The sequence below is a fragment of the Schaalia vaccimaxillae DSM 15804 genome (assembly GCF_000420425.1).
Taxonomy (GTDB): Bacteria; Actinomycetota; Actinomycetes; order Actinomycetales; family Actinomycetaceae; genus Pauljensenia; species Pauljensenia vaccimaxillae.
Genome location: NZ_ATUX01000005.1, coordinates 470790 through 494542, shown reverse-complemented (window position 1 = coordinate 494542; position 23753 = coordinate 470790). Strand labels below are relative to the sequence as shown.

18 protein-coding genes are annotated in these 23753 nt (G+C 57.9%); 2 read left to right on the top strand and 16 right to left on the bottom strand.

What is annotated here, in order from left to right:
• Positions 1-22: 22 nt before the first annotated feature.
• From G439_RS0102400 to G439_RS0102370, 7 genes are all read right to left on the bottom strand, one after another.
• Complete coding sequence (locus G439_RS0102400) at positions 23-958, bottom strand: sugar-binding transcriptional regulator (RefSeq protein WP_022867592.1); 936 nt, start codon at positions 956-958, stop codon at positions 23-25.
• Between the two features lie 38 nt (positions 959-996).
• Positions 997-2673, bottom strand: coding sequence for a ribulokinase (locus tag G439_RS0102395; RefSeq protein ID WP_022867591.1), 1677 nt, complete (start codon positions 2671-2673; stop codon positions 997-999).
• 152 nt (positions 2674-2825) lie between these two features.
• Positions 2826-4196 (bottom strand): sn-glycerol-1-phosphate dehydrogenase, encoded by a 1371-nt coding sequence (locus G439_RS0102390; RefSeq protein WP_022867590.1) that lies wholly within the window; start codon positions 4194-4196, stop codon positions 2826-2828.
• 18 nt (positions 4197-4214) lie between these two features.
• On the bottom strand, positions 4215-5777 hold the full coding sequence (locus tag G439_RS0102385; RefSeq protein ID WP_022867589.1) for an FGGY-family carbohydrate kinase: 1563 nt from the start codon (positions 5775-5777) through the stop codon (positions 4215-4217).
• Positions 5778-5837: 60 nt separating this feature from the next.
• Positions 5838-6710 (bottom strand): HAD-IIA family hydrolase, encoded by an 873-nt coding sequence (locus G439_RS0102380; RefSeq protein WP_022867588.1) that lies wholly within the window; start codon positions 6708-6710, stop codon positions 5838-5840.
• A gap of 32 nt (positions 6711-6742) precedes the next feature.
• Positions 6743-7699: a DUF7973 family transport facilitator gene (locus G439_RS0102375; RefSeq protein WP_022867587.1), complete on the bottom strand. Its 957-nt coding sequence runs from the start codon at positions 7697-7699 to the stop codon at positions 6743-6745.
• A 118-nt stretch (positions 7700-7817) separates the two neighbouring features.
• Positions 7818-8297: a ribose-5-phosphate isomerase gene (locus G439_RS0102370; protein WP_022867586.1), complete on the bottom strand. Its 480-nt coding sequence runs from the start codon at positions 8295-8297 to the stop codon at positions 7818-7820.
• A 347-nt stretch (positions 8298-8644) separates the two neighbouring features.
• On the opposite strand from G439_RS0102370, the gene G439_RS10835 reads away from it, so the two are divergent.
• Positions 8645-10252: an alpha/beta hydrolase gene (locus G439_RS10835; RefSeq protein ID WP_022867585.1), complete on the top strand. Its 1608-nt coding sequence runs from the start codon at positions 8645-8647 to the stop codon at positions 10250-10252.
• Positions 10253-10309: 57 nt separating this feature from the next.
• Here G439_RS10835 and G439_RS0102360 read toward each other — a convergent pair whose 3' ends face one another.
• From G439_RS0102360 to G439_RS10825, 5 genes are all read right to left on the bottom strand, one after another.
• A complete protein-coding gene (locus G439_RS0102360; RefSeq protein WP_022867584.1) occupies positions 10310-11299 on the bottom strand; it encodes a malate dehydrogenase in 990 nt (329 codons plus the stop codon).
• Positions 11300-11432: 133 nt separating this feature from the next.
• Complete coding sequence (gene lacZ / locus G439_RS10830; RefSeq protein ID WP_022867583.1) at positions 11433-14525, bottom strand: beta-galactosidase, LacZ type; 3093 nt, start codon at positions 14523-14525, stop codon at positions 11433-11435.
• Positions 14522-15331, bottom strand: a complete 810-nt coding sequence (locus G439_RS0102350) for a carbohydrate ABC transporter permease (RefSeq protein ID WP_207382253.1) — start codon at positions 15329-15331, stop codon at positions 14522-14524. Before G439_RS0102350 ends, lacZ begins: the two co-directional genes overlap by 4 nt.
• Positions 15321-16268: a carbohydrate ABC transporter permease gene (locus G439_RS0102345; protein WP_207382252.1), complete on the bottom strand. Its 948-nt coding sequence runs from the start codon at positions 16266-16268 to the stop codon at positions 15321-15323. Before G439_RS0102345 ends, G439_RS0102350 begins: the two co-directional genes overlap by 11 nt.
• Positions 16269-16338: 70 nt before the next feature.
• Positions 16339-17514 carry an ABC transporter substrate-binding protein gene (locus G439_RS10825; protein WP_022867580.1) on the bottom strand — a complete coding sequence of 392 codons (1176 nt, stop codon included), beginning with the start codon at positions 17512-17514 and terminating at the stop codon, positions 16339-16341.
• Positions 17515-17925: 411 nt separating this feature from the next.
• On the opposite strand from G439_RS10825, the gene G439_RS0102335 reads away from it, so the two are divergent.
• A complete protein-coding gene (locus G439_RS0102335; RefSeq protein WP_022867579.1) occupies positions 17926-18969 on the top strand; it encodes a LacI family DNA-binding transcriptional regulator in 1044 nt (347 codons plus the stop codon).
• Here the strand turns inward: G439_RS0102335 and G439_RS0102330 are convergent.
• The 4 genes from G439_RS0102330 to pgi all read right to left on the bottom strand — a co-directional run bounded on the left by G439_RS0102330 (position 18922) and on the right by pgi (position 23733).
• Entirely contained in the window at positions 18922-20439 is a 1518-nt protein-coding gene (locus G439_RS0102330) for an ABC transporter ATP-binding protein (RefSeq protein ID WP_083940757.1), read from the bottom strand. The genes G439_RS0102335 and G439_RS0102330 overlap by 48 nt on opposite strands.
• On the bottom strand, positions 20433-21182 hold the full coding sequence (locus G439_RS10820) for an energy-coupling factor transporter transmembrane component T (protein WP_022867577.1): 750 nt from the start codon (positions 21180-21182) through the stop codon (positions 20433-20435). Before G439_RS10820 ends, G439_RS0102330 begins: the two co-directional genes overlap by 7 nt.
• Complete coding sequence (locus G439_RS0102320; protein ID WP_022867576.1) at positions 21179-21787, bottom strand: MptD family putative ECF transporter S component; 609 nt, start codon at positions 21785-21787, stop codon at positions 21179-21181. Before G439_RS0102320 ends, G439_RS10820 begins: the two co-directional genes overlap by 4 nt.
• Positions 21788-22056: 269 nt before the next feature.
• Positions 22057-23733: a glucose-6-phosphate isomerase gene (pgi, locus tag G439_RS0102315; protein WP_022867575.1), complete on the bottom strand. Its 1677-nt coding sequence runs from the start codon at positions 23731-23733 to the stop codon at positions 22057-22059.
• Positions 23734-23753 lie beyond the last annotated feature (20 nt).

Sequence of the window (23753 nt, the reverse complement as noted above, 5' to 3'; positions counted from 1 at the left end):
CACTCACACTGCCGCACTATTTTTACAGGTCGAGAATCCCCTGAGCAGTATCCCCATCCGTAATGACGACATGGGCAAGCCCTGACCGCACTGCAACCCTAGTCGGTCTCACTTTGGCAGGACCAGAAGCAACAAGCAGCAACATCTTTGAGCGTCGAATGTCATCCAAAGAGACTGCGATAGTACGCGCTTCCAATTCCTTCGACACCGGATTTCCATCCTCATCCAGGAAGTGAGAGAAAATATCTGTCACTGCCCCCATGGAACGAAGCCGTTCCATTCCATTTTCGGATAGAAAACCTGACTTAACGAGAACCGACTCGGCTTCCAAAACCCCCGGTGAATAGATCATCAGGTCCGAGGAGGGCCCGGCTGCAAGAGTGCGCGCTACCGAAGGTTCACGTCGGAGCCGAAAACCCAATTCTGCATCAGTGACAATAGCAGGGGCTGGAAGCATATGTCCTACTCCCCTGCCTCTACGAGCCATCAGACCAATCGAATCGGCCACCTCATCATCATTCGAACGGACCAAACCGCCGTACGTCTGATAGACCTCCAGACCGGAGGTCCAGTTATCGGGCATTGCCCTGGCAACAGCAGTGAGAGTCCGTCCCCAGGCGATACCCAGCGAGCCGGGACGAGGACGCTGCGACGTAATGAAGTCCGAAGCGGATGCCGCCACGAGGCCTACTGTGGCGGCATCCGACCCCTGCGCCTTGACAACTACCGCATCACGTAGGCCGAAAGCCTCCCGCAACTCATTCTCGAGTTCTCGGATCCTGGCACGAGGATGATTGATGGAAATTCGCACGATGCCAGATTCCCTGGCTTCGTCCAATAGGCGTCCCACCGTCCAGCGGGTACAGTTCATACGCTCAGCAATAGCCCCTTGCGTGAGGTTCTCGTAATAGTAAAGCTCGGCGGCACGCAGAGCGAGCAATTCACGGTAATTCTCCACAAGAAGTTCTTCCTCCAATCCATCCGCTCATCTGAAGATTAACGCCGAACAAGAGCTTGAGAACGGATCTCCTTGAGAGTATGCATCACCCTATTGCCGCGCCCAAACAGGTCGTACAGGTATTTGTACTGCTCATACAGTTTGTCGTACTTGAGCGACTGCTCTTCGTTCGGCTTATACGCGGTTTCCGACACACCGCCCATGTGAGAGGCCGCCGTCGGCACATCCTCGTAGACCCCTGCCGCAACCGCCGCAAAGATCGCCGACCCGTGCGCGCCCGCCTGAAGGGTCTTAGCGGTGCGCAGCGGACGGCGAAGGATGTCGGCGTACATCTGCATGAGGAAGGCGTCCTTGATGAGGCCGCCGGCGATGCGCAGCTCATCAACGGGGACTCCGTATTCTTCGAAGTTCTCGATGATGACGCGGGCTCCGAACGCCGTCGACTCCAAGTGCGCGCGGTACTGCTGCTCCGGAGTGGAGGTCAGGGTCTGCCCGACGAGCAGGCCCGACAGGCGCGAATCGACCAGGGTCGAACGATTTCCGTTCCACCAGTCCAAGGCGACCATGCCGTGTTCGCCCACCTCCTCGCGCGCCGCCTTGGCGCCAAGGACGCGGTGGATCGACACACCGCGCTCCTCGGCCTCGGCGAAATACGATGCGGGCACGCAGTGATCGACGAACCAGGCGAAGATATCCCCCACTGCCGATTGGCCCGCCTCATACGCCCACGACCCGTCGACGACGCCGCCGTCGACCAAGCCGAAGACCCCGGGAACCTCGATCGGTTCGGCTGACGGCAGGATCCAGCAGGTGGACGTCCCCATGATGCCGGTCATCTGCCCGGGCCGCACCGCATCCACGGACGCGCACTGCACATGGGCATCAATGTTGCCCGCCGCCACCGCAGTCCCCGCGGGGATCCCGAACACCTCGGCGTAAACCTCGATGAGCCCGCCGACCCGCGAACCCAGGGGGACGATCGGATGGCTCATCTTCTCCGAGAAGACGGATCCGAAGCCGGGGGCCAGGCCCTCGAGGAACTCGGGATCGGGGTAGTGCCCGTCCTGATACATGCGCTTGTAGCCGGAGTCGCCCGCCGCGTAGGCAAGGGTCCCGGTCAACTCCCAAGTCAACCAGTCGACGAGGTCGACGATCTCCGCCGTCGCGGAGTACAGGGCGGGAGCGTTCTCGAACGCTTCGAGCGCCTTGGGCAGGAGCATCTCCGAGGACAGGATGCCGCCGTACCGGGCGAGCCACGACTCACCGCGTTCTTTCGCGAGCGCAACAATCCGATCCGCTTGATCCTGGGCGCCGTGGTGCTTCCACAGCTTGAGGTAGGCCTGCGGCTCATTGATGAACTCGGGATACTCGCACATGGGGGTGCCCGTAGAGTCAGTCAGCAGGACCGAGGCCGAGGTGCAGTCCAGGCCGATCCCGACGATCTGATCCTTCTTGATATTCGCGCGCAGGATCGCTTCGGGAACCGCCTCGCACATCGCAGTCAGGTAGTCGGCGGGCACTTGCAGCGCGAAATCGGGCGGCAACGCGCGGCCGTCTCCGACGGCCAGGGTGCGATCCATGATCGGCGTCCGGTACTCGCGCACGGCATCGGCCAGCACCGCGCCGTCGCTGACGCGGACGACTGCGGCGCGCACGGAGAGCGTCCCGAAGTCCAATCCGATGGTGTAGGTGTTCTCAAGATCTTCGTTGATCATGTGCGAACTCTTCTCTGTGATTCAGCCGGAGGCGCGGCGATCAGCGCCGCGCGGTAGCGATTCGATTGGTCGTCGGCCGCATGCGGACGACCCATGCTGGTCCGCCGCGCCCGTTGCCGGGCGCGGCGGACCTCGAGCGGGATCGGGCCCGATCAGGCCTCTTCCTTGTGCGGGTGCTTGCCCCAGTAGCCGTCGGGCGAGAACAGGTTCTCGATGACGGTGTTGAGCAGCCCCAGGTCGTTGAGCGCATCGAAGATCGTGTAGCGGGGACGGATCATCTGCGCCTTGACGTGAGTCTGGCGGAACCGCTCCATGTCGACCTCGATCATCTCCGGGTGGTACGGGGCGCCCACGGCCTTCAGACGCGCAGCCGCCTCGTCCGCGGAGATGAGCTGCGGGCGGACGCGCTCGACGATGCGCGGCCATGCGGCCTTGATCGCCTCGACGCGGGCCCTGCGCTCCTCGCCCTGGAGGTTCTTGCCGACCGAGTGCTTGACCGATTCCTCGGCGATCTTGGGGATCAGCAGAGCGCGGACCTCCGCCTCGACCTGCTCATCCGTCTTGGCGGCCGCCACCACCGCGTCGGCGTCCACAGCCGCGATGTCGAGCTTGAGGGCCTCCTCCCACATGGCGCAGGAAGCGACAGTTCCCACACCGACCTTCATGCCGTGGGACAGCGGCGGCTCCCAATCCAGACCGTGGCCCTCCATCTCCCACACGTGGGAGAACTGGTGGCCGGCTCCGGATGCGGGGCGCGAGGACTGGGCCGCCTGCATGGCCAGGCCCGACATGATGTTGCCCTCGGCCAGACCGGTGATCGCTTCGGGGTCGCCCGCGCCGATCTTGTCCGGGTCCTTGAGCGCATCCGCGAGCGGCCCCTGGACGAGGCTCCACACGTAGTCGTCGATGGGCTCGATGCCGAGTTCGTCGGCGAGCATCCAGTCGGCTCCCGCGGGGATCTTCTCGATGAGGTCGCCGTAGCCGGTGGCGATCAGGCGCTTGGGAGAGGCGGCGATGACGTCGAGGTCGGCGACCAGCGCGACCGGCGCCGGGCAATCGCGCGTGATCTTGAAGCCTTCCTTGGCGATGGATGCACCGAACGCGGCGTAGCCATCGACCGAAGGCGCTGTGCACACGTTCATGTACGGGCGGCCCAGTTCTCCGGAGGCGAGCTTGGCGAGGTCATTGAGGGTGCCCGACGCGATGGAGCACACGACCGCGTCCTCGAGGGGGCGGATGTGCTCACGCAGGATCTCAACGTTCTCGTAGCCTGCATACAGGGTGGGCGTCCCCGGGAAGACGTACGGCGCCTCGGCGAACTCGACGCCGGCTGCCGTCAACGATTCGACGACCGCGTCACCCGCGGCGGCGAAGGTGTTGCCGTCTGCGACGACAAGCACCTTCTTGCCCGGGAAGTTGCGCGCGAACACTGCTCCGGTCTCCTTGAGGACGTCGCGTCCGAACACGATGTCCTTGGTATCCGTGGCGGTCTTGAGCGCCTGCTGGATCAGTTCGACTGACATGTCACTTCTTCCCGCCGGTCACGCGAGGTGATCGACCATCTGGTGGGAGAGCTCCTGCATCTGCGGGTAGGTCTCCATGTACTTCTCGAAATAGAACTGGTATTCGTCATGGACGTCCATGCGGGGCTCGATGCGCTCGGTCTCGCGAACCATATTGCGCGCGGCATCCTCGATGGACTGGTACTGGCCGGAGCCGACCGCCGCCAGCATGCACGAACCCAGGACCACGGCGTCGCCGACCTCGGTCAGGGTCACGGGCAGGCCCGTGACGTCGGAGTGCATCTGCATCCAGTCGCGCGACTTGGTGGCGCCGCCGCAGGCGACGAGCTCGGTGGCCTCGAACCCGGCATCGGCGAAGGCCTTGAGGTTGTGCGCGACGCCGAAGCAGACCGCTTCCTCGATCGCGTGGTAGACCTGCTCGGGCGTCGTGCCCAGGGTGAGGCCCCACATGATGCCGCGGGCTTTGGAGTCCGTGTACGGGGTGCGGTTGCCCTGGAAGTACTCGTTGATGATGAGGCCGTTCGAGCCGGGGGGCATGTCGCGGACGCGTTCGTCGAGGACCTTGTACGGGTTCTGGCCCAGCCGCTCGGCGGCGGTGGTCAGGTCTCGACAGAAGTTGTCCTTGAACCACTTGAGCGTGGAGCCGGAGGAGACGAGACCGCCCTCGCAGGTGTACTGGCCGGGCAGGACGCCGTCGGTGTAACCGCCGAAGAAGCCCTCGCCGTGCAGCGGTTTGCCGGACTGACCGGTGATGACGTGGGACGAGCCGGTGATGACTGCGGTCTTGCCGGGCGAGACGACGCCCAGGCCGATCTGGCCCGCCCAGGCATCCGCGCAGCCCTGGGCGACGGGCGTGCCGGGCAGCAGGCCGAGTTCCTGGGCGGCGGAGGTGGACAGACCGCCGATCGGGGTGCCGAGGTCGAGGATACGCTCGGGCAGCTTCGCGAAGACGTCGCCGCAGCCGATGTGCTCGTAGAACTCGACGGGCCAGCCGCCGTGGTCGCGGTTGTAGTACATGCGAAGGGCGGCGGAGTTGATGTTGAGCGTCCACTCGCCGGTCAGCTTGTAGGTGAGCCACTCGGGTGCGTCCACCAGGCGATAGGCGGCATTGTAGACATCGGGCTCGTTCTCCTTGAGCCAGGCCGCCTTGAAGGGGAACCACTCGGCGGTGGCGGGCATGGTACCGCCGCCGTTGTAGTGGCGGGCCCAGTGGTCGATGGTTTCGGCACGCGCGGACTGGTCGGTTGCGCGCACGTCCATCCACATGATCGCATTGCGCAGCTCATGGCCGTTCTCGTCCATGGCGACGACGGTCATGGTGGTGGCGTCATAGGAGATGCCGCAGATCGCGCGAGCGGGGATGCCCGTCTCATCGAGGACCTTGCGGGTGGAGGCGACGATGGCGTTCCACCAGTCCTGGGGGTTCTGCTCGGCCCATCCCGGACGGGGATGGTAGGTCTTGTAGGGGGTCGCGGCGAAGGCGATGGGGTGCCCCTGGAGGTCGAAGATGGCCGCACGGCACGACTCCGTGCCGTAGTCGAATCCCATCAGATAAGGACCTTCGTAACCGGGGTTGACCATTGTTTTCCTCTTTCGTCGGGCCACGTCGTCGTGGCGGTTAGGGGTGCGGTTTCCCGCGGATCAGTTGATCGGGTCGTTCTCCTCGGTCCAGCCGAGCTCATCCCAGATGGCCTTGGGGATCAGGCGGTCGACTCGATCGAGGACGTGGGTGGGTCGTTCGGATTCGGGCAGGGCCAGTGCCTCCTCGAGCGTGGATTCGCCGGTCAGCGGCATCGCCGAGAACATCCCGGTGTTGGTGGCCATGCCGATATCGGTCAGCAGACGGTCTCCGACCATGACGCATGCACGCGGGTCAACGTCGAGGTCCCCGAGTGCGGCCTCGGCCATTGCAGGATTCGGTTTGCCGACGACGAACTGGCAGGTGGTGCCGGTGCAGGCCTCGATGGCGGCGATGATGGCCGCGCAGTCGGGTTCTCCTCGCCCGCCGGGGAAGGGGCAGAAGCGGTCGGGGTTCGTCGCGACGAGGATCGCCCGCTTGTGGAACCAGATGGCGTCGAAGGCGATCTGCAGCTTGCGGTACTCGAAGGTGCGGTCGTACGAGGCGACGACGATATCGATCTGCTCCGGGTCCTCGCTCATGGGGATCCCAGCCTCGCGGAAGGCGCGGATCAGCGGCTCTTCTGCGATCGGGTAGACGACTTTGCCAGGGTGGTTGTCGACGAGCCAGCGCGTCATGGTCACGACGGTGTTGGCAATCTCGTCGATAGGAGTAGGCAAACCAATTCTCTCAAGCTTCTCAACGTACTGTTGAGGGTCCTTGGTGGGATTATTCGACAAGAATCGGACAGGGATGGAACGACGGCGCAGCTCCTCGACCAGACGCTTAGCGCCGGGAAGAAACTGATCACCTAAGTAGATCGTTCCGTCCATGTCGAAGACATATGCGTCGTAGAGACGTTCGGGCCATGCGGTAAGAGAAGCTGCGGCGTCCATCGGTCGTTCCTTTGGATCGAAGTGTTAGAGAATCAGGAGAAAATCAGAACCGATCCCCAGACGGCGGTGGTCATGAACCAGATAACAGCCGCCGGAGGATCGATGTGGGTGTCACCATGCGCGTTTGTCCAACGAGCTGCATACTCGCCAGCGAAACCAGAAACAACACCGAAGCAAGTTCCAATTAGGACTGCTGCGAAACCAGATCCAGTGATTGTCAAGAATTGGATGGCAGCGAGGCCAGCGATGATCGTCATGTGGTGGGTAACAGGGAACTTGTAGCCCATAGCAACGAAGAAGATGCACACGGAAGAGATCGAGAATGGGATGATCTGGGCGTTATTTTGAACAAAAGCGGCATCCGCGGCCAGGGGTGCAAGGTATCCAACAAGCATGACGGCAGCACCGGATGCGAGAAGGGAAGCAAAACCAGACACGGTCAAGAGTTGACCGGGAGTTTCTTGCCAGTCGAGCCAACGCTTGTCGCCCTCGGGAGCCGTGAGCTTGTGGAAGACACCGGTCTTACCGAACATTAAGCGAGCAACGATGCCAGAGGTGACAACGGTTAGTGCAACGGCGTCGGTGTGGGAACCAAACCAGGGAATGAGGGACACAAGGGACTTGAAAATGTAACCACCAAGGCCAAAAACAGCGCCGACGAGTAAAATATCGGGCTTGCCGAAGCCCACAAGCTGAGTGTTGACATCCCGACCGGAAGGCATGTAACCCTTCTTGGCTGCGTATGCCGCGCCCGCGACGCCTCCAGCAAATCCAATGTGTGGGCCGAAGACAGGACCAAAGGAAACCCAGTCAAGGAAGGCCGTATTACCGGTAGCAGCACCGATCGCAAAGCCTGTGAGGATGGTCAAGCCGGTAAATCCGAAGGCATAGTTAGCGCCAATCATGGCCCCAAAAGCGCCGCCAGCGAGGGCTAGGAGCATCCAGAAAAGGTCCATGCCCGCAAAAGTGATAAGTGCGTCAGGTGTCATTTATCTTCGTCCTTGAAGACTGGATGCGGGCACCATCGCCCGCATCGGAATGGATGGGGTATTTTTATCCCCTGTTACCTTCCGCTTATCTGCGGAAGGTAACAGGGAGACAGTTTGTTCAACAGGCAGTGGATTCGGTAATCGCTCCTGCGTCGTAGGATTCAAGGGCCGCAACTTTGGGTGCGGACGCCGAGTTCGGGTCAAATTCATAGCCGAGCCATTCTCGCGTCAGCCGACGCGCAAGCTCGATGCCGATGACTCTTTGGCCAAAAGTGAGGATTTGAGCGTTATTTGACAGAATTAAACGCTCAACGGAAAAGGAATCGTGCGCAACCGACGCGCGAATACCGGGAACTTTATTAGCAGCCATGGCGACGCCCATCCCGGTGCCACACACGAAAAGACCACGGTCAGCTCGTCCATCCGCAACGATACGCGCAGCCTTGACAGCCACATGTGGGTAATCAACATCCTCACCGACAGCGAGCCCAGCGTCGATGACTTCATCGACTCTTGGGTCTGCCTCGAGGTCCTTTTTGAGAATATCCTTGTACTCGACACCGGCTGCATCGGCGGCGACAACAATCTTGAAGCCCATGAGATTTCCTTGAATGCTGACGTAGTAACGCCGGGCTGATCGCCCGACGGCTCAGATGTCGTCCAGTTTGTCGAAGTCCTATCCAGCATTCTCCAAATGCACCCATGTGCGACCTGCTGAGCTCTGCACTTTTGTTGAAATAGAGAATGATAACCACTTCTTTTTATAGGGAGAAAAGCGCAGGAATACAGGCTTTTCTACATTGTTCAGAATATTCTCAGGAACAGTTCAGGACCGGCTTCTACCTTTTTTCTTGGCGCTCGTCAGACGCCGAATCCGACCCAGTTCCACGAAGGAACTCAAAGTTGGTTGTTCGTAGACCACCATTTCGAAGGAGGGAACCTTTCGTGCCATTCATTACGGCCAATCCCCGCACCACCCCCTCGGACAGACGCCGCCGACTACTTCAGGGCGCAGCCGTCACATCGGCCACTATCCTTGCCCTATCAGGATGCACGGCTAGCATCCCCAGCTCAGCCACGGCTCAATCGGCAAGTGCAGCAGACAAGTCCCATGACGATTCATGGCAGCAGGAAAACTTCGCCTCCTTCTACACCCAAAAAATTGACTGGCGTACCTGCACTGAACAGGACGGACTCGATTCAAACGTCACAGAGGCACTTGACGCGAGCGGACATAACGATTCCTCAACTTATCAATGCGGAACTGTCAAAGCACCGATAAACTGGGCAGATCCGACCGATACTCGGACTGTCGACCTGGCCATCGTACGCATCCCCTCCACCGCGAAAGACGGCAAAGGCAAACCACTATTCAACAACCCCGGAGGTCCCGGAGCCAGCGGCGTCACGCACGCGATGTCCATGCCAGCATTCCCAGAGATGGACAAGATCAGGCAGGCCTACGAAATCTGGGGGTTCGATCCGCGTGGCGTCGGCAACTCAGCCCCTCTGGACTGCGAAACCACGGACGAGGCAAGCGCCGTACGCCTATCCGAATGCATCAAAAAGCACCCTGTCACCCAATACATGGGTACGTCCCATGTCGCCCGCGACATGGAGATGCTACGCGTCCTCAGCGGTGCAGAACAGCTCGACTACCACGGTTATTCCTACGGAACCCTATTGGGAGCAACCTACGCAACACTGTTCCCCGACAAGGCTGGGCGCATGATCTTGGATTCAGCCGACGATGCCCAGTGGGCCTCCTTGACGAGCAATTTCGATCAGCAGGTCGCCGTCTCGAAAGCCGTCGGAAAGTTGGCCGATTCCTGTTCAACGCTGACCACAGACGAGGGGGAACCTGTCACCTGTCCGTTTACATCGGAACGCGAGATGCTCGATTACATCAATACTCTTAATGAAGCCCCGCTCAAACCTACTGAGGGCGAAGAGTTCACTGGAAAAACGTTGAGAGACTATTTGACGACGGCTCTGTATATGGGTCCGGGTACTCTACTTGATCTGCTAGGCAAGGCAAAGGCAGGAGACCAGGAATCGATTGACTCGATCGTCGAATTGATGAAGGACGGTGGCGCTGCCGTCGGCACGGCCGGCATCCTGGCGATGTGCCCGTCATCGCCAAAGAAACCCGATGTTTCCGGCCTGATTGATCATATGAAGGAAGTCGGCGTCCCCGAGTTTGTCGGAGGTCCAGAACTCACCGAAGAAGTGATTGGCGAATACGCACACCAGAACCTGGACTGCGCGGCGGTTCCATCAACCGGCACTGACCTGACGGACTTTGACGCATCAAAGGTCAAAACCCCGATTCTCGTCGTCGGTATCACTGGGGACCATGCAACCCCCTACGAGCACGCAGTTTCACTGACCAAACAGCTAGGCAACGCTAACCTTTTGACCATTGAAGGAGACGGACACGGCGGTTCCTTCTCCGGACGTTCACTGTGTGCAGACGAAAAAGCCACTGCCTACCTACTGGAAGGAAAAGTCCCCGAAGCTGGGGCCACCTGCCAGATGGATCCAACGATGTGATGCGGCAACGGCGGCGGCGCAGATTTTCGCCGCCGCCGTTTTTACGCCCATCGACAATCAGTGAACGAAGCCGAGCTCCTTGACAGCATCGTATTCCTCTTGCAGGGCAGCGATGTTGTGGTCGATACCCGCGCGGGTTGCGTCAGAGATCTCCAGGCCTTCAACTACCTCCCATTCGCCACCGTTGGAGGTGACGGGGAAACCGAAGTTCAGGCCGGCGGGCACACCGTAGTGGGTGCCGTCGGACATGATGCCGGAGGTGACCCACTCGCCCTCGGGAGTACCGTGGATCCACGAGTACATGTGGTCGATGGCGGCGTTGGCTGCCGAAGCGGCCGAGGATGCGCCACGGGCTTCGATGATGGCGGCGCCGCGCTTGGCGACGGTGGGACGGTAGTAGTCGGCCAGCCAGGCTTCGTCCACGAGGTCGGTGGCGGGCTTGCCTGCGACGGTCGCGTAGGACAGGTCCGGGTACTGGTCGGCGGAGTGGTTGCCCCACACGACGACGTTCTTAATGTCGGCAACCTTGGCGTTGACCTTGGTGGCCAGCTGAGCGACGGCGCGGTTGTGGTCCAGGCGCATCATGGCGGTGAAGCGGCCGGCCGGAACGTCCGGGGCAGCGTTCTGAGCGATGGTGGCGTTGGTGTTGGCGGGGTTGCCTACGACGAGGACACGCACATCGTCGGCTGCACCGTCGTTGATGGCCTTGCCTTGGGGGCCGAAGATACCGGCGTTGGCCTCGAGGAGGTCAGCGCGCTCCATTCCTTGGCGACGCGGCATTGCACCCACGAGGTAGGCAACGTTGGTGCCTTCGAATGCCTTGGTGGCGTCGTCGAAGATTTCAACGCCAGCCAGGGTCGGGAATGCGCAGTCGTCGAGCTCCATGGCGGTTCCCTCGGCAGCCTTGACGGCCTGGGGGATCTCCAGCAGGTGCAACTTGACGGGGACATCGGGACCGAAGAGCTGTCCGGAGGCGATGCGGAACAGCAGGGCGTAGCCGATGTTGCCAGCTGCGCCGGTGACGGTGACGATGCGAGGTTCTGCCATGATGAGGCGCTCCTTCATATGAGATTGGTGGCGCCGTCGTCGACGCCGCGGGTGGCGGACAGTTGCCGCTCACATACCCCAAGCCTAAAGCCCCGCATGGGTGTTGTGCAGGGAGACCAGTCCTAATTGACCATCAGTTCGCAACGTGATCTGGGCCATGGATGCCTGTGTACTTCTGCGGATGAATAATCCTCATCGCACATGTGAAGTCCAGAGGACCATCCGCAAGTCGATATTCGTCATGTACTTGCGCCCCCCACGAGTCGTCCCCGCCAACCCCTCGACGCATGAGTGCAGGACGAAGCCATGTCCTACGGTGAATCCCGATTTCGTCGAGATGCTGTGCATTTTCGATTTCGAAAGGGCTGGCTTTCAACGCGGAAAACTCCATCGTCGAATCGGAGAGAATCTCAATGCCAAAACCCTCATCATCAGTTAGTCTCGCCCACCTCACACCAGTTCGAGAACCACATTCCTGTGGACGTAAGTATGGGGTGAGCGTAGATTCCACATCAGTTTCATATACACCAAGAAAGGCCCCGTTACGACGGTCAACTGCACTTTCCTGAGGTCCTTCGCCATACCATTTCAAATGACGCAGTCGCGGATCGACAGGAATAAGGAAGCCAAATTCTGGCGGATCCCCTAGGCCTTCTCCTGCTTCAAGACGAGCCGACAGGATCAGAGTCGAATCGACGTACACGCGCGCACGCATGTGGCACGTCGACGTTGGATTCGACCCAAGATCGAGTACCCACTCGACCTCGACGCAATCATCTGCTCTGCGAACTGAAAACGGATCTAAATCTCCACGAGCTTTCCAATATCTCGATGCAACAAGCCACTGGGCATCGATCATTGGAGCTCCCCAGCCTCTTTCATTCGATGTTGGAGCATGCCACATGTTCACTGTGGGCATGCCCCTCAGAAGCTGGCGTGAAGAATGACCCCACTGTCCACTGAAATACGACTGAATTCCTCCATGAATCCGGGAGAACAACACTTCAAAGTCATCGCCCCGAACACCGATATTGTGTGTAGAGTCCACCAGTATGGGCGCTGGCCGCAGCGACGCTGAAGACACGATCTTGCTCAACCTGGAACACTCCTGCCCGATCGTCACGACACGCTGCTGGCGCGCAACGACTGTGCCGACTTCCGCCCATTCGCAGGCCTGTGTTCTCAAAAAACGCACATCTACTGCGTATTCTCCCGGCGTCTCAGGTAGCTGAAACGGGAGGGGCAAATGAACAGATTCCGTCGGGCCAATATCAACCTCAACGTCATGACGCTCAAGAAGTGTGCCTTGATGTTCAAGACTGACCACACAGCGATAGATATTGGTTCTGGTCACTTCGAATTCATTGACGACAGTAATACCGCCCTGGTCGATCCCAATGATGAGGGGCTGATAAATAGCTTTAAGTGCCTGGAGCTGAGGACTTGGGGTGCGGTCAGCGAAAAACAGTCCATTACCGCAGAAGTCGCCGTCATGTGGGGATTCGCCAAAATCCCCTCCATAGCCCCAGAAAGGGCGACCTTCTTCGTCATACGTCATCAGCGCTTGATCAGCGAAGTCCCAGACAAAGACCCCTTGGAAGTGCGGGATCTTCCTCATGAGATCGATATAGCGATCCACCGCACCGAAAGAATTCCCCATAGCATGAGCGAACTCGCACAGAATAAACGGCTTATCGACATTGTGCCGCAGGTATTGCTCGACTTTTTTGGAACTCGTATACATCTGCGAGGTAATGTCAGTCGTCTCCGGATAGCGAGGATCCCAGTGAACGCCCTCGTAGTGAATAGGACGAGAATCAATACCGCGCACATAGTCGGCGACGTCTTTGAAGACACTTCCCCCCAGAGATTCATTACCAAGTGACCAGAGGATCACGCTCGGGTGGTTACGATCCCTACGTACCATCGAGGTCAAGCGGTCTTGAACAGCAGGTCTCCACCGCGACGAATCGCCAGGTATCGCTTCTTCGATGCTGGCTCGTCCTCGGATGATTCGATCCCACATTCCATGTGTTTCAACCGAAGCCTCATCGATGACGTAGAAGCCGAGACGATCGCACAGGTCATAGAAGGCCGACGAGTTCGGGTAGTGACTGGCGCGGATGGCATTCACTCCGACACGTTTGAGCGCTTTGAGATCTTCCAGAAGGAGTTGCTCATCCGGGACACGCCCGCCGGGACCAAACTCATGACGATTCACCCCTTTGAGGAATGCGCGTCGCCCGTTGATCAGGAGTAGACCATCTTCAATGCCAACACTGCGAATACCAACGTTTTGGGTAATAACTTCGACAATTTCTCCCTTCTCGTCAGCCACCGTGACTATCGCTCGGTAGAGATAAGGATCTTCAGCACTCCACAGATGCGGATCTGTGACGGTAATGACCAGCTTGCGCCCGTCCTCGAGAAAATCTCCGACGCCAGTCAAATGGGCATGAATGCGGGCCTCGTGCATTCCGGCCCCTGTGCACTCGATTGACACTTGCGCTGTGTCCAGGTTTGGTTTCAACCGAACGTTGATGGCCAGATCTTCGACATGGATACGAGGCCGGCGCAACAAGCGCACAGATCGGAAAATACCCGAGAACCGGAAGAAATCGTGATCTTCAAGCCACGAACCTGAGCTCCACTTCCAAACCCGGCACACGAGCCTGTGGTGCGAACCATCCGCGAAGTTCGTGACATCAAACTCCGAAGGGGTAAAAGAGTCAGTCGAGTAGCCAACAAAGACTCCATCTACCCACACGGCAACAGCCGACTCTGCTCCGTCAAGAACTAGAGAGATTCGTTCTCCGATGCCGAGCCTAGGCAAATACACATTTGTCGCGTAGGTCGATATCGGGTTGTACAGGCGTGGGGCTTGCCCTGCTTCAACGGTTTCATGTCCGTCCCACGGATACTGATAGTTGACGTATTGGGGGCGATCGTATCCCTGGAGCTGTATGTGACCTGGAACGGCAATGTCCTCCCATGAGGCAATGTCGGTCGAAGCCAGTTCCAAGTTTTCGGGAAGATCACTCGGACACGATGCATGGTGGTATTTCCACGTCCCATCTAAAACAGTGACGAAAGAGGACTGGAAGCGAGCCGCCTCGTCCTCATCGGCATACCAACAGTGGTCGGAATGGGCTGCCATACGGTTGATGGAAAAGATCTCCGGGTCAGACACCACTACCGGGTCAAAGGAATCGGGCTGCTGTCTCATTTGACGGCTCCTGTAATTCCGTTGGCGAAAGAGCGTTGCAATACCAAGAAGACAATGACTGCTGGAAGGGACGCGATCAGTACTGCCAGCATGAGAACCCCATAGTCGGTGACATATCCGGCAGATAGGTTAGAGACCAGCATTGGCATCGTCTGATAGGCGTTGTCAACAAGGATGACCTTGGGCCACAGGAAGTTATTCCACGCTGTCATGAAAGTGATAACAGCAGCGGCAGCGTAAGTCGACCGCATCGTGGGAACGTAGATCCTCAGGAAGATTGCCAACTCCGTCAGGCCGTCGATCCGGGCTGCTTCAAGAATTTCGTGAGGAAAAGATCGTGATGACTGTCTGAACAGCAAAATGAGGACGGGAGTCGAGATGGCTGGGAGAATGACTGCCCAGGTTGAGTTAACCATTCCGATTCTGGCAAAGAGCCGAAACAAGGGAATCATCGTTGCTGCCAGTGGGATCATCATCGCAACCAACAAAATTCCCATAAGACGGTCTTTAGTATGCGAATGAAAGATTTCGAAGCTGTACCCCGCGATCGAGCAAATGCCTAACGCGAGGATCGTTGTGGCTATGGCGTTGAGGCTCGAATGCCACATAGCCCCCGCCAGGTCTTGCGTTTTCATGAGGGTGTCAAGGTTTTCCAGGAGTCGCGTGCCTGGGGTGAGTTTTGTTGACAGCACCTCGCGACTGGAATTCGTGGACGAAACCGCCATGAAGTAGAGAGGAAAGACGGAGAAGACGGATGTGAGGGCGAGGAAGAGGTACTCGGGAGCGTGGCGAATTTTATGAATCACGTCGATCACCAACTTTCATTTGAATGAGAGCGAGGACTGCGACGAGGATGAGGATGACGTATGACAGTGCAGCCGCATAACCAAAGTTGGGGTTTTTCTGGAAGGAAAGCTCGTACAGGTAGTGCGACATGGTCATGGTTCCGTAGGCAGGGCCTCCTCTGGTAAGGTTCCACGATTCGTCAAAGAGCTGGAGCGTTCCATTCGTTGACATGATTGCTGTCAAGAGAATGATCGGTTTGAGTTGCGGGATGATGATGTGCCAGAAGATTTGGATCGGGTTGGCTCCGTCGATGCGTGCCGCCTCGATGGTGGACGGATCGATGTTCTGTAGACCTGCCAGATAGAAGACCATGTTGTAGCCGGTCCACCGCCACAACAGCCCCAGAATGATGACCATGCGGGCTGTTCCGGCTTGTCCAAGCCAGTTGATCGGAGTGTCGATAAGGTTCCAGGACACGAGAAGATCATTCACGAAGCCATCGGTGGCAAACAGGGTTCGAAATACGAGGGAGTAGGAGACTAAGGAGACTGCACAGGGAAGGAATATTGCTGTTCTCCAGAGTCCTTTGAATCTGAGGCCAGGGCGGTTGAGAATAACTGCTAGTACGAGTGCGATGAAGAGCATGATCGGGACCTGGATCATGAGGTAGATCATCGTGTTTTTCAGCGACATTATGAAGATGTCGTCGTTGAGGAGCCGCAGATAGTTGGACCAGAGTGGCTCAGCGAAGTGGAGCCGAGTTCCTTTGCCGGTTTTGAAAGACAGAATGAAGGCCTCGGCCATTGGCGAAAAGCTCGTGAACAGAATGAGGAGTGAGGCTGGAATGAGGAATGACCAGCTCGTCAGGGCTTGTCCTCGCCGCATAGGGGACTGTGCCTGCGAGGTTGCCTTTTTATTGGTGAACCTCATCGTGGGCTTGTCGCTTCGCCCTTTCATACTGACCTCCGATTAAGGGGAGCGACGCGGAGTCGGCGTCTATATCGGATACGCCGACTCCGCGAAGCTATCACTGCATTGCAAATTCAACGGTTGATTGGGCCTCTTGGAATGCTTTGACCGGGTCCTCGCCTGAGGCGATCTGTGTGAGTGCTGTATTCACGGCGTCCCTTGCTTCGGTGTGATAAACGCCGGTAATCACTGACGGGACTTGAGCACCGTATGCGACAACTTCGGAATAGACCTTTTGTCCTGCGAAGAATTCTTGCGGCTCCGCGTAGACCTGAGAGTCACCTGCAGGAATCCAGTTAGCGATGGCACCAGCTTGGGGCAGAATCGTGTCGTAGAGTTCGACTGATCCACCGAATGTCGACGCGAGGAAGTCCTGAGCCAAAGCTACATTCGCATTGGAGCTTATAGCCCACGATGAGCCACCGTTGGCACTGTAGTTAGTAGCTCCGTCAAGTTTGGATAGTGACGGGAGATTTGTTACGGCCCAGTGTCCGGATTGATCCTCAGCTTTTTGGATGCTAGCAGCGATCCACACTCCATTGATTGTGCCAGCAACATTGCCGTTGACGAAGGAGCCGATGTATTCATCCCAGGAGTTGACTATCTGGAGCACACCAGTATCAATGAGTTCTTTGTAGATTCGCGAGACTTCGATAAGAGCATCGTTGTCGGCAATGGTGGCATTTCCGTCTTTGTCAAAGAGTCCTCGCCCAGCCGACTGCAACATCATCATGACGAGGTCGGAGTTACCCGCCATTGTTGACATCAGAGGCTTACCCGTTTTTGCCAGGACGTCCTTGCCTTTGGCGATGTACTCGTCCCACGTGATGTCGGTGAAGTCGGCAATCGTGTACCCAGCTTCTTCGAGGACATCGGTACGCAGAGCCGAAATTGCCGTTCCGGAGTCGAAAGGCAGTCCGTAGTGGGTTCCGTCAACGACAGAAGAGGCGACTACAGACTCGGGGAACTGTGAAAAGTCAACTTTGCCGTCCTCGAAGGACGAGAAAATATCCGGGTAGTTCGTGACATTTTTCTGGAAGGAGTAGTTCTGCATGAGGAAGATGTCCGGCAACTGATCGATCTGTGAGGCCTGAGCGATCGTTGTGAGTTTCGGCTGAAGATCATCCCACGGGGTTTCGACGATATTGAGTGAGAAATCAGGATGCTCTTTCTGGTAGATCTTCTCTGCCTCTTCAAGGGCATAGATATTGAAAGCTGGATCCCAGGCCCACACCGTAAGGTTTCGCCCGCATCTGTGGCGCTCTGCCCTGAGGTGGTCGCATTAGATCCACATGCGGCGGTCGTCATACATAAAGCAGCGGCACTGATTGCACACATTGCTTTTCGCGAGATGCTCATCGTCAAGCTCCTTGATCTGTTTGTTGGCCGGGCGGCTAGTCCTAGTCAGGCAACCACGTTGTCACCGAGGAACTGCCAACCGTCACCAAAATGTTTACGTTGCCAAAATACATCATGATCAATCCTAATTTAAAGCTTTCAGATAACACTTTGATAAACAGTAAATAATGATTTATCGCTCTTTTTACAAGAAAAATAGGAGACCTACTCGCTGATCGGCTATCACCATAAGCATTATGGCAACGTTATCAACTGTAGGAGATTCTTGATCTGCTACTCTCAGATCATGACCCCCACACCGCCCCAAGGGCATGCTCCATCAATAGAAGATGTCGCACGATTAGCAGGTGTCTCCGCTCAAACGGTGTCACGTGTGTCCCGCCAGGCTCCCAATGTCAAGGAATCCACCCGTTCACGAGTGCTGATCGCCATGAATCAGCTCGGCTACGCACCAAACCGTGCCGCACGCGCACTGCGCTCTGGCACCTTCCACACGATCGGCGTCATTACCCAAAATCTCGAACGGACAGGCGAAAACCTCGTCACCGCAGGAATCGCAGCACAAGCCGAAGAACACCACTATTCCGTCAATCTCCTCCAAGTATCCCATCCAGAAACATCTGCACTTGAAGAAGCGAGCACTCACCTCAGCCACCAGGCAATTGACGGCCTCATCATCGTTCAAGCTGGTTCAGCCACCAGCGGCTCGTTGTCCATCCCCCGCTCACTCCCCACAGTCGTATCCGACTCCCGCCTCATCGACGACTTCCCCTCGGTCACAGCAGATCAAATCCAGGGGACTCGACTTCTGATCACTCATCTTCTAGAGCAGGGTCATCGCACTATCGCTCACATCGCAGGACCATCAGAATCGAGATCGGCAGATACACGCCTGCATGTCTGGAAAATGACCCTTGAGGAAGCCGGTATAACACCAGGGCCTATCATCTATGGCGACTGGAGCGCACAGTCTGGCTACTGCGCGGCGCAACAGCTCTCACGACACTCAGATATCACTGCTATTTTCAGCGCCAACGACGAGATGGCATTTGGGGCAATCCGAGCCTTGAATGAGGCCGGACGGCGCGTTCCCGATGAGGTATCAATCGCAGGTTTTGATGGAATCTCTCTCGCAGAATACGCTGTCCCACCTCTGACAACGGTTCATCAAGATTTCCAAACCGTCGGCCGTTCTCTAGTTGATCTACTCCTCGAACGCATTGAGAATCCGTCCGCTCCTATACAACGCAGAGTGGTCCCTTCCCAACTTTTGATACGCGGTTCAACGGGACTCTACACCCCCCGTCGTAGTCACAGCACGAAGAACTAGAACCTCGTCGGCACATTCGTCAATGAGTTCAGCGTCATGGGTAATAACGATGACCACGCAACCGCTTTGAGCCAGTTCACGCAGGTGCGCGGCAATGGCACGCAGGTGACGATAGTCAACGCCTGAGGTGGGTTCGTCGAAGATATGAATACGCGCGCCCTTGGCAATGGCCGCCGCAATCGCGCAGCGTTGCCGCTGTCCACCCGAGAGAGTGAGGGGGTGTCGATCTTGGACATCTGCCAGGTCAAAACGTTCAAGCAGGTCGTCGACGTCCTTGCTTGACAGGTGCTGTGGGTCGGAGCCCAAAGTGATGTCTTGTCGAACTGTTTCTGCAAAGAGCTGGCGGCCGACATCTTGCATGACGAACGAGGTCGAAGCCGTCCTCGCTAAACGATTCGCCACCTTGGAGTCAATGAAGATGCGACTGCCCTTATGCGGCTTAGCAAGTCCTGAAAGCACACGGGCAAGCGTCGTTTTTCCGGCGCCATTGGGTCCAACAATGGCGCTGACCTGGCCTGCTGGGAAGGCAAGATCTTCAAGGTCGAGGACGAGTTTTTTCCCATAGGAAAATCGCAGCCGCTCAACCCACACACCTGTTTCGCGTGCCTGAGCTGCGTCCACGCTAGGCCTCTGACCATCGTGCCTGCGATGTGGCTGAGGGAGGTCGACGCTGCGTAGAGTTCGAAGCCCTAAGGCCCTGCGTTCTTCATCTGACAGTGCGAAGAATTCATCGCCGCTCCATCGCCTACGCGTGCGTCCGTGCTCGATCAGGACAACTTCATCAGCGATACCGTTGAGGAAGTGGAGTCGATGCTCAGCGATGACGAGGGCGACTCCTCGGTCTTTAAGTGTCTTGATGACGCCAGCAAGTTTGCCAATCCCTGCCGGCGACAGGTTCGAGGTGGGTTCGTCCATGAGAACCACTGGCGTGGCACTGGCAATGGCTTGAGCGCAGGCAACGCGTTGCAATTGGCCACCTGACAGCGCGACCAGCGGCCGGTTTTCCAGGTGGGCGATACCAAGTTCGGCCAGGGCCTGACGAACGTCAGCCAGAATTGTTTCTGCTTCGTCACCCCTGTTTTCTCTAGCAAAGGCAAGCTCGGAGATGACGTCGGTGGTAAAGAATTGGGTGCGCGGGTTCTGGAACACGGTTGTCGTTACTCCACCGGCTGCCGCCATGCCTTGGGAGATCACGTCAACCCCTGCTACAACAATGTCTCCTTCGGCTGTTCCCGAGTGAAACTCTGGCGCCAAGCCGTTGATCAACCGCAGGGCCGTGGACTTGCCGCAGCCCGATGGACCGCACAGTAAAATGACTTTCCCCGGTTCGACGGTCAAGTTGAGTCCGAGGAGTGCGGGCGAGTGGACTGGATCCTTTTGGTGTCCCATCCAGGAAGCTGCGGCTTGAGCCGAGGAGTATGTAAAAGATGCGTCTTTGACGCACACCAGGGCATTTGGCTGTATCACCATGGCACGTCCCATCCACTCATTCGCAGTGCAACAAGACCGATCATGACGATCAGGTAAACGGCGTCGATAGGGCCAAAACCCAGGCGGATAATGCTGGTTCGTCGCGTTTTGGATCCGAGCCCTCGAAGCATTGCTGAGGCTGACAGGTCATCAGTCATGCGGATCATGGCTGCTAGAAGCGGCATCATGACATATTCGACCGCGCGTATGGGCCGAGTGATGAGGGTGCCCACCCCTGGGATGACTCCGCGCAGACGCATGGCGTCGATAATGGCACGCAGTTCTTCGACGACGAGCGGTAGGAATCTGAGCATGACGGTCAGTGGAATGACGATGGCCCTGGGGACTCGGAGCCGTTCAAGAGCGGCCGCGAGTTCTCCGACTGTGGTGGTTGCCAGGAGCCAGAATCCTGTGCCGGCAGCTATACCGAATCGGGTGGCCCAAAATCCGAGTCCCCCAACGATTGCAGCCCACGGGCTATCCCAAAGTATGGGGAGGGCGAAGTACGCTGTCGAACCAATGGTGACTGCCAAAGCGACGGTTGTGGCCGCCCTCGTTCGTCGAACCAGGATCAGTAGGACGAGGACGAGAAGAGCGCACACGAGGGCACACAGGTAGGTACTACGGCCCAGCGCTACGACGTTGATCGTCAGAAGGAGCACGAGGCGTGTCCTGGCGTCTGGACGCGCAGCTTTGCGCCCCGTCGTCGCGAGTGCGGGAGCGTACGCGGCTGGAGCGGTCACAGGATAGAGGACTTCTGGAAGTGCCGTTTGAGAGACTTTGCCGCCAGCAACGCAAAGAGGATTCCCAGGAGAGCGTTGGCCACGTGGAAAATGATGAGGTTTGTGGGCGTAAAGAGGGCTTCCATGGCGGCAACATAGTCGGCTCCCCTGCGCACGGTAATGCGCGCGAACCACGCTTCAGGGGTAAGAACCACAGGAAGGAGTGGGCCGATGAGCCAAAGCTGGAAGATGCCGTATGAAATGGCTGAGCCTATTTTGCTGGCAGGTCCGATGAGGCGGCGAGTGATGTCAGCGAGTAAGCCTGCGCCAATTCCGAGGATCAGGGAGACCCAGAATTGCCCCATGAGGGTCATGAGTCCGGTAACGACGGCCCCGAGGATGGTCAGTGTGCCCATTGCTGGGCAGCGGGCGAGCAGGGCCATGACGACGAAGGCGTTGACGAGGGTCGAGAGGGTGATTCCCACGAGGTGGAATGCCGGCGAGATCATCGACATCATGGTGCATGCCGCGAGGACAACGAAGTAGATCGCTGCGAAGACTCCGATGGTGACCAGAGATTTCACGGACAGTGCGTTCGTTGTTCGAGTCTGACTTGGTTCCGACATGCGTATTCCTTGATGGTCTTTCCTGTGTTGGACTGGTTCGCGCATGTTGTGTGCGCGTTCCGAGCCTTAGGTTACGGATCTGCGTGTCGGTGACACGCCAAAGTCGTCGGTGCTGACGCACCTGTCACCAAGCCCCACCCGCCCCGAGGGACGCCCAAAACTCCCGCGAAGGACGCCCAAAACTCCCCCGAGGGACGCACATCGCTCTACCAGTCAAGCAACGAGACCGACCCACACAGGTGGATCGGCCTCGTCGATCAGATAGGGATTCAGGCTCTATTCGCGCGGTAATACTCAATGAGTGCCCGGGTCGACGAATCTTGCGCCTCCAGCGCAGCCTCATCGCCCTCGATCGCCGGAAGAATCTGCTTGGCCAAGACCTTGCCCAGTTCAACACCCCACTGGTCGAATGAATCCAAGCCCCACACAGCCCCCTCTACGAAAGTGATGTGCTCGTACAAGGCAATAAGCTCGCCCAAAACCCGCGGCGTCAAGGAAGGAGCCATAATCGACGTGGTCGGACGGTTTCCAGTAAACACGCGGGCTGAAACAATATGCTCCGGCGTTCCCTCAGCCCGAACTTCATCACTGGTCTTGCCGAAAGCCAAAGCCTTGGTCTGCGCAAAGAAGTTCGACAAGAACAACTCGTGCATATCCGCGTCTTCATCCTTGAGCGGCCATGCCGGGTTCGCAAAAGCAATAAAGTCCGCGGGAATCATGCGGGTGCCCTGGTGGATCAGCTGATAGAACGCATGCTGGCCATTCGTGCCCGGCTCACCCCAGAACACTTCACCCGTCTCATAAGTCACCGGTGCCCCATCGCGTCGCACTGACTTACCATTTGATTCCATGGTGAGCTGCTGCAGGTAGGCGGGGAAACGATGCAGGTACTGCGAATACGGCAGCACCGCGTGAGTGTCCGCACCCAGGAAGTTCGAGTACCAGACGTTGAGCAGACCCATGAGCAGGGGAACATTGTCTGCTGGCGCAGCCTCGGCAAAATGGCGGTCCATCGCATGGAATCCCTCAAGGAAATCCGCAAAACCATCAGTACCAATAGCCAAGACCAGTGACAATCCCACGGCTGAATCCACCGAGTAGCGTCCGCCCACCCAGTTCCAAAAACCAAAAGCGTTAGCTGGATCAATGCCAAACTCGGCGACCTTATCCAGCGCAGTAGACACAGCAACAAAATGCTTGGCAATCGCTTGTGCAGCGCCATCGTCACCTTGGGCCAGACCGCGCTCACGCAAAGCATCTAGGAACCACTGACGTACCACCTTCGCATTGGTGATGGTTTCCAAAGTGGTGAAAGTCTTGGATGCGACAATGACCAGCGTTGTTTCCGGGTCCAAGTCCTTGGTGGTCTCCCCCGCATCCGTGGGGTCGATATTGGAAATGAAGCGGCAGGTCAGCCCCTCGGACACGAAAGGCTTGAGAGCCTCATACGCCATCACCGGACCCAGGTCAGAGCCGCCGATACCGATATTGAGGATTGTTTCAACCGGCTTGCCGGTAACACCAGTCCATTCGCCACTGCGTACGCGCTCAGCAAAGTCGTAAATCTTGGTCAGCTCATCGTGGACGTCTGCAATCACATCCTGGCCGTCAACCGTCAGCTCATCGTCGGCGGGGCGACGCAAAGCCGTGTGCAACACCGCGCGATCCTCAGTGACGTTAATGTGCTCGCCCGAATACATGCGGTCCCGTAATTCGAGGACGCCGGTCTGTTCGGCGAGGTCCAGCAGGTCGGCTAGAACGCCCTCATCAATGAGATTCTTCGACAGGTCGACGTGCAGGTCTGCAGCCGTCCTCGTCCATGCAGCCGCGCGGTCCGGTTGCTGGGCGAACCAGGTGCGCAGGTCCGGATCGAATGCGTCAGCCCGAACATCAAGGGCATCCCACGCGGGAGTCTTGGTCGGGTCGATCACCTGGTTGTCTGTCATAAGTGCTCCTGAGAATCGAA